General features: G+C 74.1%; 11 protein-coding genes and 1 pseudogene. 7 read left to right on the forward strand and 5 right to left on the reverse strand.

Features of this window, described 5'->3' with window-relative positions:
• The first annotated feature begins 7 nt into the window (after positions 1 to 7).
• Entirely contained in the window at positions 8 to 1,318 is a 1,311-nt protein-coding gene (locus tag IDM29_RS10385; RefSeq protein ID WP_182114154.1) for a DUF6421 family protein, read from the forward strand.
• A 13-nt stretch (positions 1,319 to 1,331) separates the two neighbouring features.
• Entirely contained in the window at positions 1,332 to 2,399 is a 1,068-nt protein-coding gene (locus IDM29_RS10390; protein WP_255491860.1) for a low specificity L-threonine aldolase, read from the forward strand.
• A gap of 67 nt (positions 2,400 to 2,466) precedes the next feature.
• Here IDM29_RS10390 and IDM29_RS10395 read toward each other — a convergent pair whose 3' ends face one another.
• The 3 genes from IDM29_RS10395 to IDM29_RS10405 all read right to left on the reverse strand — a co-directional run bounded on the left by IDM29_RS10395 (position 2,467) and on the right by IDM29_RS10405 (position 5,682).
• Positions 2,467 to 3,891: an HNH endonuclease signature motif containing protein gene (locus IDM29_RS10395; RefSeq protein ID WP_182113901.1), complete on the reverse strand. Its 1,425-nt coding sequence runs from the start codon at positions 3,889 to 3,891 to the stop codon at positions 2,467 to 2,469.
• 137 nt (positions 3,892 to 4,028) lie between these two features.
• Positions 4,029 to 4,526 (reverse strand): GNAT family N-acetyltransferase, encoded by a 498-nt coding sequence (locus IDM29_RS10400; protein WP_182113902.1) that lies wholly within the window; start codon positions 4,524 to 4,526, stop codon positions 4,029 to 4,031.
• 82 nt (positions 4,527 to 4,608) lie between these two features.
• Positions 4,609 to 5,682 carry an App1 family protein gene (locus IDM29_RS10405; RefSeq protein WP_182113903.1) on the reverse strand — a complete coding sequence of 358 codons (1,074 nt, stop codon included), beginning with the start codon at positions 5,680 to 5,682 and terminating at the stop codon, positions 4,609 to 4,611.
• Between the two features lie 92 nt (positions 5,683 to 5,774).
• Here IDM29_RS10405 and IDM29_RS10410 point away from each other — a divergent pair, with 92 nt between their 5' ends.
• Positions 5,775 to 6,740: a TIGR03885 family FMN-dependent LLM class oxidoreductase gene (locus IDM29_RS10410; protein WP_182113904.1), complete on the forward strand. Its 966-nt coding sequence runs from the start codon at positions 5,775 to 5,777 to the stop codon at positions 6,738 to 6,740.
• Positions 6,737 to 8,416 (forward strand): alpha-amylase family protein, encoded by a 1,680-nt coding sequence (locus IDM29_RS10415; RefSeq protein ID WP_182113905.1) that lies wholly within the window; start codon positions 6,737 to 6,739, stop codon positions 8,414 to 8,416. The genes IDM29_RS10410 and IDM29_RS10415 overlap by 4 nt, the downstream gene beginning before the upstream one ends.
• A 7-nt stretch (positions 8,417 to 8,423) precedes the next feature.
• On the opposite strand, the gene IDM29_RS10420 is transcribed toward IDM29_RS10415, so the two are convergent.
• Both IDM29_RS10420 and IDM29_RS10425 read right to left on the reverse strand, forming a co-directional pair.
• A complete protein-coding gene (locus IDM29_RS10420) occupies positions 8,424 to 9,452 on the reverse strand; it encodes an LLM class F420-dependent oxidoreductase (RefSeq protein ID WP_182113906.1) in 1,029 nt (342 codons plus the stop codon).
• On the reverse strand, positions 9,452 to 10,081 hold the full coding sequence (locus tag IDM29_RS10425) for a DUF4126 domain-containing protein (protein WP_182113907.1): 630 nt from the start codon (positions 10,079 to 10,081) through the stop codon (positions 9,452 to 9,454). The genes IDM29_RS10420 and IDM29_RS10425 overlap by 1 nt, the downstream gene beginning before the upstream one ends.
• 52 nt (positions 10,082 to 10,133) lie before the next feature.
• Between IDM29_RS10425 and IDM29_RS10430 the strand changes: the two genes are divergently transcribed.
• From IDM29_RS10430 to IDM29_RS10440, 3 genes and pseudogenes are all read left to right on the forward strand, one after another.
• Positions 10,134 to 11,570: an RNB domain-containing ribonuclease gene (locus tag IDM29_RS10430; protein ID WP_309232715.1), complete on the forward strand. Its 1,437-nt coding sequence runs from the start codon at positions 10,134 to 10,136 to the stop codon at positions 11,568 to 11,570.
• 117 nt (positions 11,571 to 11,687) lie between these two features.
• Entirely contained in the window at positions 11,688 to 12,299 is a 612-nt protein-coding gene (locus tag IDM29_RS10435) for a CDP-alcohol phosphatidyltransferase family protein (protein ID WP_255491862.1), read from the forward strand.
• A pseudogene (locus IDM29_RS10440) lies at positions 12,296 to 12,475 on the forward strand (DUF881 domain-containing protein); the annotation flags it as partial. The gene IDM29_RS10435 and the pseudogene IDM29_RS10440, both read left to right, overlap by 4 nt.

Consider the following 12,475-nt stretch of genomic DNA (forward strand, 5'->3'; position numbering starts at 1 on the left):
GGCGGCCCTGTCCGGCGCGGTCGCCGATCCGGCGTGGCAGCGCCTCAAGGCCGCGGTGGCCTCGCTCCAGGCGGTCCAGGCCGCGGACGGATCCGTGCCGCAGGCCGCGGACCACGCGACCGCCCGCGCCGCCGTCGACGCCGTCCGCGCCGCGGTCGCCGCGCTGCGCCCATGGTTCCCGCACGACGACGACTACCTGGCGGCCCTCGACGTCGACCTGGCCCGCTGGGCCGACGGCGGCTTCCTCGTGCCGGACTTCCTCGACTCGCTCGTCGCCTTCCAGCCGCAGCGGCACCGGATCGACGGGCTCCAGCACCTCGTGGTCTTCGGGATGTACACGCAGAACGGCAGCCCGGACCGGCACCTCGAGGCGGTGCTCGTCGAGGTGGTGTGGCCGGAGTTCGTCGCCGAGCTCGAGGCGGGGGACTACTCGAACGCGATGTTCGTGCCCATCCGCTTCGTCGACTTCACGGCGGGGTACGACACCAACTCGGCGGTGCTCTTCCCCGAGACGGTCGCGATGCGCGCGGTGCCCACGTTCACGTGGGGCGCGATCTTCGCGGACCGCGAGGCGGCGCGCTTCCGGCGGGTGGTCCGGGCGGCGGCGGAGACGACGCGGCTGTCGCTGCCGCCGGACGCGGCCCGGCTCCTGGCGGACCAGCGCCTGGCCGAGGAGACCTTCGTCATGTGGGACCTCATCCACGACCGCACCCACATGCGCGGGGACCTGCCGTTCGACCCGTTCATGATCAAGCAGCGGATGCCGTACTTCCTCTACGCGCTCGAGGAGCTGCGCTGCGACCTCGTCGCCTTCCGGGAGGCGGTGCGCCTGCAGGACGAGGTGCCGCACGCCCGCCTCGTGCAGTACGCGGTCGTCTTCGACCGCATCTTCCGGTTCGCGATCACCGGCAGCCGGGTGCGGAACTACGACGGCCTGGGCGGGCAGCTGCTGTTCGCGTGGCTGCACCAGCACCACGTCCTGCACTGGACGGACAACCGGCTCTCGATCGACTGGGAGGGCCTGCCGGACGTGGTGCTCGCGCTCGGCCGCGAGATCGAGGACCTGTACTGGCGCTCGATCGACCGGCCCAAGGTGTCGCACTGGCTCGCCGCGTACGGGCTCGTCTCCGCCACCCTCACGCCGCACCCGTCGTCCACCTGGGCGAAGGGCGCCGACGCGCTGCCGCTCGACGGCCCCCTCAAGGGCCTCACGGACGCGGTGCTGCCGGACGAGTTCCCGCTGTCGATGTTCTACGAGGCCCTGACGCGGCGCATCGGCGACGTGGTGGGCTCGACCGCGGGCATCACGGGGCGGTGAGAGGATTCACCGCGTGACCACGCTGCACGACCCCGCCGCCACGAGCTTCGCGTCCGACAACTACGCCGGCGCCCACCCCGAGATCCTGCAGGCCCTCGTCGACGCCAACGGGGGACACCAGGTCTCCTACGGCGAGGACGTCTACACCGCGCGCCTGCGGGAGGTCATGGCGGCCCACCTCGGGCGCGAGGTCGAGGTCTTCCCGGTGTTCACGGGGACCGGCGCGAACGTGCTGTCGCTCCAGGCCATGCTGCCGCCGTGGGGCGCGGTGGTGTGCAGCGAGAACGCCCACATCCACACGGACGAGAACGGCGCGCCCGAGCGCGTCGCGGGCATCAAGCTCCTCACGGTGCCGACGCCGGACGCCAAGCTGACGCCCGAGCTCGTCGACCGGCAGGCGTGGGGCTGGGGCGACGAGCACCGGGCACAGCCGCTCGTCGTCTCGCTCACCCAGACGACGGAGCTCGGCACCTGCTACACGCCCGACGAGCTGCGCGCCCTGTGCGACCACGCCCACTCGCTCGGCATGCGGGTCCACCTCGACGGCGCGCGGCTGGCCAACGCCGCCGCGACGCTCGGCGTGCCGTTGCGGGCGCTCACGACGGACGTCGGCGTGGACGTGCTCTCGTTCGGCGGGACGAAGAACGGCCTGCTCGGCGCCGAGGCCGTCGTCGTCCTGAACCCGGAGGCCGCGCAGGGGCTGCCCTACCTGCGCAAGATGAACATGCAGCTGGGCTCCAAGATGCGCTTCCTCTCCGCGCAGCTCGTGGCCCTGCTCGAGGGCGACCTGTGGTTGCGGTCCGCGCAGCACGCGAACGCGATGGCGCTGCGCCTGCGTGATGCGGTCGTGCCGCTGCCGGGCGTCGAGGTCGTCCAGCGCGTCGAGTCGAACGCGGTGTTCGCGGCGCTGCCGGTCGGCGCGGCCGACCGGCTCCGTGAGCGCTTCCGCTTCTACGACTGGAACCGCGCGCGCGGCGAGGTGCGGTGGATGTGCGCCTTCGACACCACCGAGGCCGACGTCGACGCGTTCGCCACCGCGCTCCGCGAGGAGCTCGCCCGCGAGGACCAGCCCGCCGGCTGAGGCGCTCGGGAGCAAGGGCGAGCCCCGGCACCGGGCATTCCCCTCCCACCTCGCCGGGCCGTTCGGCTCATGCGGCCGGCGCGTCGACGAACGTCGTCTCGTCGAAGAGCCCCACGTTCTCGCCCGGAGGCCCGCTCGCCCCTCTGTCCGGGGCATCGACGGCGATGCGGCCCGGTGGCGCGCCGGGTGCGTGCTCGGGCAGGACAGCGGGTCGGCCGTCGGGGTGTCGGAACTCGAACCCGTGCGGGACTCGGGTGATCCGTAGGTCGTGGGTGTGGACGTGGTCGTGGTGGTGCCAGCACAACAGGACGCCGTTGTCGGTGGAGGTGTCGCCGCCGCGTGACCACCACCGGATGTGGTGGATGTCGCCCAGGGCGGGTCGTGCGGTGCATCCGGGGTACTGGCAGTGCCGGTCGCGGGCGATGACCGCGCGGCGGAGTTGTTTGGTGTAGGTGCGTCGGGTTTGGCCGACGTTGAGGATCTGCCGGTCGGGTCCGAACACGATCCGAGTGACCTCGGAGTCGCAGGCGATGCGCGCCAGGACCGAGGGCGGGACCGGGTCGCCGGAGTCGAGCTCGGCGGGGTCGAGGAGATCGGTTTCGAGCCCGGTGCGCCGGGCGGGTGCGCCGTCGCCGTCGCGGGCGGCCGCGTCGGTGGCCAGGCGTTGGAAGGTGTCCCAGGAGACGTGGACGTTCAGGTGCGGGCGAACCTGGGCCCCGACACCGGTCAGGCCCTGGTCCAGGACCAGCCGGGCGAGGTCGACCAGGGCTTCGGCCTGGCGCTGCTCAACGGGTCGCTGGTCGTCTTTCGCGGGCACGCCGGCGATGGATCGGACGGCGGTGGCCAGGAGCTGACCGTTCTCGTGGGTGAGGAACCCCGCGACCGTGACGCCGTCCCCGCGCGGGGTCAAGGTCAGGCGCTGGCGGGCGACGGCCTGGCGGTGCTCACGCTCGGCGGCCTGGTCGTCGAGCTTCGTGGCCATGCGACTGGTCAGGCGGCGGAACTCGTCGACACCCAGGCGTTTGGCCTGCTCGACGAAGAACGCCTCATTGCGGTCGGGCAGGTCGCTGGCCAAGGCGGCGCGCCGGGCGGGGGAGGACACCAGCCGGCTCAACGCCTCGGCGTGACCCCGGGTGATCTCCCCGGACGCCACCGCCTCGCGCACCACGGGCAGTTCGCCCATGGCCCGGCCGAGCTGGGCCTGGCGGGCCGCGTCCCCGTAGGCGATGCCCTCACGGCGCGCGACGTGCCCCGCCACCGTGCGGTCCGCCCCACCTAGCGCCCAGCGCCCGTCCGCCTCCACCGCTGCGAGCAGGACCGAGGCAGCCAGGTGGATCTGGTCTCCGACCACCCGCAGGTCCCTACGCACCGCGGCCGCCCGCGGCCCCTCCAGCGAACCCAGCGCCATCCCCGCCAACGCGGCGGCGTCCGCACGCAGCCGGGCGAGCAGCGCGTCGAGGCCCTCGACCCCGATCCCACCCGCCTCGCCCATCTCGACCCCCTGTGCACCGGTTCGCCCCTGATCGAACTAGTGTACTAATGGCCACCGACACGCACCATGCGCCGCCCGAGATCCGGACACAACCGACCCGGCCGCGCACAGCCCTCGTCGGCCGGCAGGAGCGCCCGTCACACGCCGCGCACGAACCGCACCTGCCGCACGTCCATCTCCGTCGTGCTCCGCCCGTCGGGCGCGAAGCCGTGCTTGCGGTAGAAGGCCTGCGCGCGCGGGTTGGGGTCCGCCACCCAGGCGGCGACGCCCTCGTCGGGGTCCAGGACCGCGTCCAGCAACGCCGCGCCGGCACCTGAGCCGTGGTGCGCGGCATCCACGTAGAGCACGAACAGCTGTCGGCTCCAGGTGGCGTCCGGGTCGCGGGCCGGTCCGGACATCGCGATGCCGACGACCGCGCCGTCGATCTCCGACACGGCGACGCGGTTGCCGCGGTAGCGCTCGTCGGTGAGGCCGACGGTCCAGAAGTGCTCGCGCCTCCGGAGGAGCTCCGGGTCGTCCAGCACCGAGTCCGGCATGAGTCCGCGGTAGGTCTGGCGCCAGGAGTCGACGTGCACACGCGCCATCTCGGGGGCGTCGGCGACCACCGCGGGCCGCACGGTCACAGCAGGCGTCATCCCGTGACACTAGAGAGGGCAAAGACGCGCGGCCACGCGATATCCCAGAGGCGGCCACGCGACCACCCGGAGGCGTGCGCCGTCAGCCCTGCCCGGCCGCGGGCAGCAGGCCCGCGTCCACCAGCTTCAGCGCGATCTCGTTGCCGTCCCCGCCGTGTACGACGGCGGCCGTGTCGCCACGCCGACCGAGGTCGTCGTCCTCGGCCGGCGTCGGGGTGCCGTGCGCGAGGACCTGCTCCGCCGGGGTCAGCTGCCGGATCGCGATGAGCTCGACCCGGTCCGGGTGCTCCGCGGCGATGTCGCCGTAGATCTGCGGGTCGTGCTGGCCGTCGTCGCCCACGAGCACCCACCGGATGTGCGGGAACTCCGTCATCAGGCGGCGGAGCGTCTCGCGCTTGTGGTGCTGCCCGCTGCGGAACCAGCCCGTGTTGGTCGGGCCCCAGTCGGTCAGCAGCAGCGGACCCGACGGGTACCCGTGGCGCTCGAGGAACCGGCGGATCGCGGGCGCGACGTTCCACGCACCGGTCGAGAGGTAGAAGGTCGGCGCGCCGGGGTTCGCGGCGCCCCACCGCCGGTAGAACGCGGACATGCCCGGCACGACGCGCCGCGCGTTCTCGTGCAGCACCATGCTGTTGTACGCGGCGAGCATGGGCCGGGGGAGCGCGGTGACCATGACGGTGTCGTCGATGTCGCTCACGAGCGCGGTGCGCTGGTCCGCACCGACGATGAGCAGGGGCGCCGTGATGCTGCGGCCGCCGAGGGTGAGCGTCGCCTGGCCCCAGCCGGGCTCGAGGTCCGCCTCGACGACGGTGTCGACGTAGCCGCCGCGGTCCGAGCGCACCGTGTGCGTCCGGCTGCCGACCTGCACCTCGACCTCGACGTCCGCGACCTGGGCCGTGAGGAAGGACCGCCAGCCGCGGACCGCGCGCTGGGCCGACTCGGGATCGCGCTCGGTGGCCTCGCCGGCCGTCGTCCCGGGCGGGGCGAGGAGCGCGCGCGCCATGATCCGGACCCACCCGGGTGCGCCGTAGCCGGTGTAGGGCTCGATGCGCGGCACCCACCCCCGGTGGTCGAGCTGGTCCACGAGGAAGCCGTTCAGCCGGTCCTCGAGGCGTGCGGCACGGTGGGGGCGGCTGCTGCCGGTCTGGTTGCTCACGCGTCACGAGTCTGGCATCGGACGCGCCCGCGCGCGCCCTGGGCCGCTCGCTGGACGCGCGCCGCGCGCCCGAGCCCGGTAGACACGTCGCCGTGACCATCATCGGATTCCACGCCTCGCACGAGCAGGTCCACCCCGCCGCGCTGCTGCGCGCGGTCCAGCAGGCGGAGCAGGCCGGCTTCGACGCCGCCATGTGCTCCGACCACTTCGCACCGTGGAGCGCCCGGCAGGGCCACTCGGGCTTCGCCTGGTCCTGGCTCGGCGCCGCGCTGGCCACGACCTCACTGCGCTTCGGCGTCGTCAACGCGCCCGGTCAGCGGTACCACCCCGCGATCATCGCCCAGGCCGCGGCCACCCTCGCCGCGATGTTCCCGGGCCGGTTCTGGGCCGCGCTCGGCTCCGGGGAGAACGCGAACGAGCACATCACCGGCGACCCGTGGCCCGTCAAGGAGGTGCGCGACGACCGCCTCGTCGAGACCGTCGGGGTGATCCGCCGCCTGCTCGCGGGTGAGGAGGTCACCCACCACGGCCTCGTCACCGTGGACCGCGCGCGCATCTGGACCCTGCCGGAGGAGCCTCCGGCCCTCATCGGCCCGGCCGTCACGGTGGCGACCGCGCGGCGCGCCGCGACGTGGGCCGACGGCCTCATCACCATCAACCAGCCCCACGACGTGCTCCGGGAGCTCATCGGCGCCTACCGGGAGGAGGGCGGGCGTGGCCCGCTCGCGCTCCAGGTCCACGTGTCCTGGGCGCCGGACCAGGCGGAGGCCGAGCGCATCGCCTTCGACCAATGGCGCTCGAACGTGTTCCCGCCCCCGGTGTGCTGGGACCTCGCCACGCCGGAGCACTTCGACGTGGCGTCGTCGCACGTGCGCCCGCAGGACGTGCACGACGCCGTCCTGGTCTCCTCCGACCTCGCGGAGCTCACCGGACGCATCGCCGACCTCGCGGCTCTCGGCTTCGACGAGGTCTACCTGCACCACGTCGGGCAGGAGCAGGAGGCGTTCATCGACACGTTCGGCGAGCGCGTCCTGCCGCAGCTGCGGAGCGCCTCGTGAACGTCACCGAGACCGGCGACCTGTGGTGGAAGAACGCGGTCATCTACTGCCTCGACGTCGAGACCTACATGGACTGGGACGGCGACGGCACCGGCGACTTCCAGGGCCTCGCCCAGCGCATCGACCACCTCGCGGAGCTCGGCGTCACCTGTCTGTGGCTCATGCCCTTCTACCCGACGACGGATCGGGACGACGGCTACGACGTCACGGACCTCTACGGCGTCGACCCCCGCCTGGGCACGCCCGGTGATCTCGTCGAGCTCATCCGCACGGCGAAGGACCGCGGGATGCGGGTGATCGCGGACATCGTGGTCAACCACACGTCGGACAAGCACCCGTGGTTCCGCTCGGCCCGGTCGAGCAAGGACAGCCCCTTCCGCGACTTCTACGTCTGGCGCGCCGACACGCCGCCGGACACCTCCGCCGAGGTCGTGTTCCCGGACCAGGAGTCGAGCATCTGGGAGTACGACGAGAAGACGCAGGAGTACTACCTCCACCGCTTCTACAAGCACCAGCCCGACCTCAACGTCGCCAACCCCGCGGTCCGCGACGAGATCGCCAAGGTGATGGGCTACTGGCTCGAGCTCGGGCTGGACGGCTTCCGGGTCGACGCCGTGCCGTTCTTCCTCGAGACGCTCGGGGCGGGAGACGAGCAGGTCGAGGCGCTCGGCGACCCGCACGAGTACCTGCGCTCGCTCCGCTCGTTCCTGGGACGGCGCGCGGGCGGCGCGATCCTGCTGGGAGAGGTCAACCTGCCGCACGCGGAGCAGCGGCTCTATTTTGGCAACGGCGACGGCGACGAGCTCACGATGATGTTCGACTTCATCGCCATGCAGAACCTCTACCTGTCGCTCGCGCGCCAGGACGCCGGCCCGCTGGTCAAGGCCCTGCTGGACCGCCCGGAGATCCCGCGCGACTGCCAGTGGGCCACGTTCGTGCGCAACCACGACGAGCTCACGTTGGACAAGCTCACCGAGTCCGAGCGGCAGGAGGTCTTCGCGGCGTTCGGGCCGGACCCGGACATGCAGCTCTTCGACCGCGGTCTGCGCCGCCGCCTGCCGCCGATGCTCGACGGCGACCCGCGCCGGATCCGCATGGTCTACTCGCTGCTCTTCGCGCTGCCCGGCACCCCCACGCTGTTCTACGGTGAGGAGATCGGCATGGGCGAGAACCTCGACGTCCCCGGCCGGATGGCGGTGCGCACGCCGATGCAGTGGTCGGACGAGGCCAACGGCGGGTTCTCCCGCGCCCGCGCGTCACGCCTGCCGTCGCCGGTGACCGAGGGCGGGTTCGGCCCGGCCCACGTCAACGTGCGCGCGCAGCGGCGCGACCCCGACTCGCTGATGTCGTTCATCGCGACGCTGGTGCGCCGCTACCGGGACAGCCCCGAGCTCGGCTGGACGCAGGTGCAGGTGGTCGACCAGCCGCACGCGAGCGTCGTCGCGCTGTGCAGCGCCGTGGACGACGCCGCGGTGATCACCCTGCACAACCTGTCACCCGAGCCGCTGACCGTCCCGCTGCGCCTGGACAGCACGCCGCCGGGGCACCGCCTCGTCAACCTGCTCGAGGCGGGGGAGTGCACCGTGGACGAGCGCGGCGCGGTCGACATCGAGCTCGAGGGCTACGGCTACCGGTGGCTGCGGGTCATGGGACCCGACAGCCGCCACCTCGTGTAGGCCGCTCTCACCCCAGCAGGTCGGCGACCGCACGCAGGGCCGCGGCGTCGCCCTGCACGAGGATCGAGGTGACGACCGTCTCGTCCCACGCGGCGAGGCGGTCGCGGATGGCCGCCGGCGGACCCACGAGCGCGATGTCCTGGACGAGCGCCGTGGGGACGGCGGCGGCGGCCTCCGCCCGACGCCCCTCGGCGAAGAGCCGGGCCACCTCGTCGCACTCGCGCACGTAGCCGAGCCGCTCGACCATGTCGCGGTGGAAGTTGGCGGCGGAGGCGCCCATGCCGCCCACGTACAGCGCGACGAACGGGCGGACGACGTCGGCCGCCCGCTCGACGTCGTCGTCCACCACGACCGGGACGGTCGCGCTGACCTCGAACTGCTCCGGCGGCGGCAGCGCCGCCGAGCGGCGCGCAAAGCCCTCGGCCAGCGCCTCGCGGTAGAAGCCGTCCACGCTCGGTGCGTAGAACAGCGGCAGCCAGCCGTCCGCGACCTCGGCCGCGAGCGCGACGTTCTTGGGCCCCTCCGCCGCGAGGTGCACGGGCAGGTGGGGCCGCAGGGGGTGGACGGTCGAGCGCAGGGGGCGGCCGAGGCCGGTGCCACCCGGGTAGGGCAGCTGGTAGAACGCGCCGTCGGCGACGACCGGCTGCTCGCGCCGCAGCACCTGCCGCACGACGTCGACGTACTCCCGGGTGCGCGCGAGCGGCCGCGGGTACGCCGTGCCGTACCACCCCTCCACGACCTGCGGGCCGGACGCTCCGAGGCCGAGCACGAAGCGGCCGTCGCTGAGGTGGTCCATGGTCAGGGCTGCCATCGCGGTCGCCGTCGGCGTGCGGGCCGAGATCTGCGCGATGGCGGTGCCGAGGCGGATGCGGCTGGTCCTGCTGCCCCACCAGGCGAGCGGCGTCAGCGCGTCCGAGCCGTAGGCCTCCGCGGTCCACACGGAGTCGAAGCCGAGCCGGTCGGCGGCCACGACGGCCTCTTCCGCTCCCGGGGGAGGACCCGCCGCCCAGTAGCCCACGTGGTAGCCGAAGCGCATCAGGCGCTCACCGTCCTTCGATCGGGGTCGGGGCCAGGGGGACCCGGGCTGCGGCGACGCTGCGCGCGCCGGCGCACGACGCGCACGCCGGCCCAGGCGAGGAGGGCGAGGCCGACGATCACGAGGACCGGCAGCACGAGCGCCACGAACGTCATCACGGCGCTCGCCACGTCCTCGAGGACGCTCGCGATGGGCCCGCCGGCGCCGGCCGTGGCGGCGTTGACCACGGGCCGGCCGAGCGCCTTGCCGGTGTGCACGGTCAGCGCCAGCAGGACGCCGACCGCGACCGGCACCCACGACCCGGAGGTGAAGAACTCGCCCGGGTCCGTGACGGCGACCGTCTGCGAGCCTGAGCCCGCCCCGAAGGCGAGCCCGCCCGCCGTCGGGCGCACGACCGTCTGGACGACGTCGTTGATGGTGTCGACGACGGGCACCTTGTCCGCGACCACCTCGAGCACCAGGAGCCCGGCGAGGATCGCCAGGACCCAGCCGTTCGTCAGCCACTGCCAGCCGTCCGGCAGCGTGAGGAACGGGGTCCAGCGGTCGAGGACCCCGAGCACGAGGAGCGGGAGCGCGGCGTTCAGCCCGGAGGCGGTCGCCAGACCTGCGCCGGTCAGGAGCTCGAGCATGCGCACAGCATGGCATCCGTGATCGACATCGGGCGCTGCGTAGGGTGGGCGCGTGCCCGTGCAGCGTCGACGTCTCAGGTCCCCCGACGGCCTCGCCCCCGGCTTCGACGCCGTCCGGCGTGAGCACGAGGTGCCCGTCGAGTTCGCCCCCGACGCCCTGGCGGAGGCCGAGGCCGTCGTGGCCGGCCGCGTGGTGCCGGTCGAGGGTTCCCGGCGCGACCTGCGCGACGTCGAGTTCCGGACGATCGACCCGGTGGGCTCGACCGACCTCGACCAGGCCATGCACCTCGAGCGTGCGGGCGAGGGCTACCGTGTCCGGTACGCGATCGCCGACGTCGCGGCGTTCGTCCGTCCCGGCGGCGCCCTCGACCGCGCGGCGCACGAGCGCGTGACGACCGTGTACTGCCCTGACACGCGGGTCCCGCTGCACCCGCCCGCGATCAGCGAGGACGCCGGGTCGCTCCTGCCCGACCGCGACCGGCCGGCTGTCGTGTGGACGCTCGCGCTGGGGGCCGACGGCGAGGTGACGGACGCCGCGGTCGAGCGCGCGACCGTGCGCAGCCGGCTACGCCTGGACTACGCCGGCGAGCAGGAGCGCCTCGACGCGGGCGTGGACGACGACGACCCGGTCGCGCTCCTGGCGGAGATCGGCACCCTGCGGGCGGCGCTCGAACGCGCGCGGGGCGGGGTCTCGCTCGGCCTGCCCGAGCAGGAGGTCGTCCGGGAGGGGCCGGGGTGGCGCCTCGTCCAGCGTGCGCCCGTGCCGCTCGAGGACCACAACGCCCAGATCTCGCTGATGACCGGCATGGTGGCCGCGCGCATGATGCTGGAGGGCGGCGTCGGCGTCCTGCGCACGATGCCGCCCGCACCGGACGAGGCGGTCGCGGCCCTGCGCCGCGTCGCGGCCACGCTCGGTGTCCCGTGGCCCGACGGCGCCTCCTACGGGGACGTCCTGGCCGGTCTGGACCGGTCGCTCCCCACGACGGCGGCGTTCCTCGATGCGGCGACGGGCCTGTTCCGCGGCGCCGCGTGGACCCCCTTCGACGGCGCGCCCCCGGCCGAGCCGCGGCACGGCGCGGTCGCGGCCCCGTACGCCCACGTCACGGCGCCCTTGCGGCGGCTGGTCGACCGGTACGGGCTCGAGGTGTGCCTCGCGCTGCACGCGGGCCGCGACGTCCCGGCCTGGGTGCGCGACGCGCTGCCGGGCCTGGGCGCCCGGATGGCGCAGGGCACGCAGCGCGCCAACGCGGTCGACCGGGCGTGCACGGACCTCGTGGAGGCCGCGCTGCTCGGGCCGCTCGTGGGGCGCGAGCTCGAGGGCGTCGCCATCGACGCCCGGACCGTCCGCCTGGAGGAGCCGGCGGTCGTCGCCCGCACCACCACGGCCGACCTGCCGGTGGGCGAGCGGGTCCGGGTGCGGGTCGTCTCGGCCGACGTCCCGACGCGGCGCGTCGAGCTGGCGCTCGTCCCCGGGCGGGCGGCGCGCTGAGGTCGCGCCAGGGGCCCGGGAGCGTCCGCGGGGTGCGTCGTGGGCCCGGCGCACGGCCCGTCCCCCGTAGGATCGCCGCGGTGAGGACGATGTGCGAGTCGGGGGGCGGTCTACGCGGTGACTGACCTCAGCCGTGCCCCGGCGGGCGGTGGGGCCCTGCGCCGGGGACGCCACGGCATCGTGACGCTCCCCAACATCATCAGCGCGCTGCGTCTGCTGCTGGTCCCCGTCTTCGCGGTCCTCATCGCGCAGGGAGCGGACGGCTGGGCCCTGCTGGTGCTCGCGGTCGCGGGCGCCAGCGACTGGCTCGACGGCGTCCTCGCCCGCGCGCTCGACCAGCGGTCGCGCCTCGGCGAGCTGCTCGACCCGGCGGCCGACCGCCTCTTCATCCTGGTCACCCTCGTCGGGCTGGCCGCGCGCGAGGTGGTCCCCGGGTGGGTCCTGGCGACAGTGGTCGGCCGTGACGTCCTGCTCGCGCTCGTGCTCCTCGTGCTGGTCCGGCGGGGCATCGGCCCGCTGCCCGTGCACTTCGTCGGCAAGGCCGGCACGTTCGCGCTGCTCTACGCCTTCCCGCTGCTCCTGCTCGCGCAGTGGGAGGAGCCGATCGGGCCGGTCGCCGGGGTCGCGGGGTGGGCGTTCGCGTGGTGGGGCATGGGGCTGTACTGGCTCGCGGCCGCCATCTACCTGCGCCAGTCCTGGCGCGCGCTGACCGACGGCGGGCGCGCATGACCCCGACCGGCCGCCGTCCGCCCGCGGGGCAGCGCCCCGACGCGTCGATGAGCCTCCTCAACGAGGTGATGTACCAGCCCGTGGACGCCGGCTACGCGGAGGCGGCCGCCCGCCCGCGGACGCCGCTCGCGCCCGCCGCGCGTGCGCGCCGGAGCGGCGTCACGCTCGCGGTCGCG

It is taken from the genome of Actinotalea sp. JY-7885 (assembly GCF_014525465.1).
Lineage (GTDB): Bacteria > Actinomycetota > Actinomycetes > Actinomycetales > Cellulomonadaceae > Actinotalea.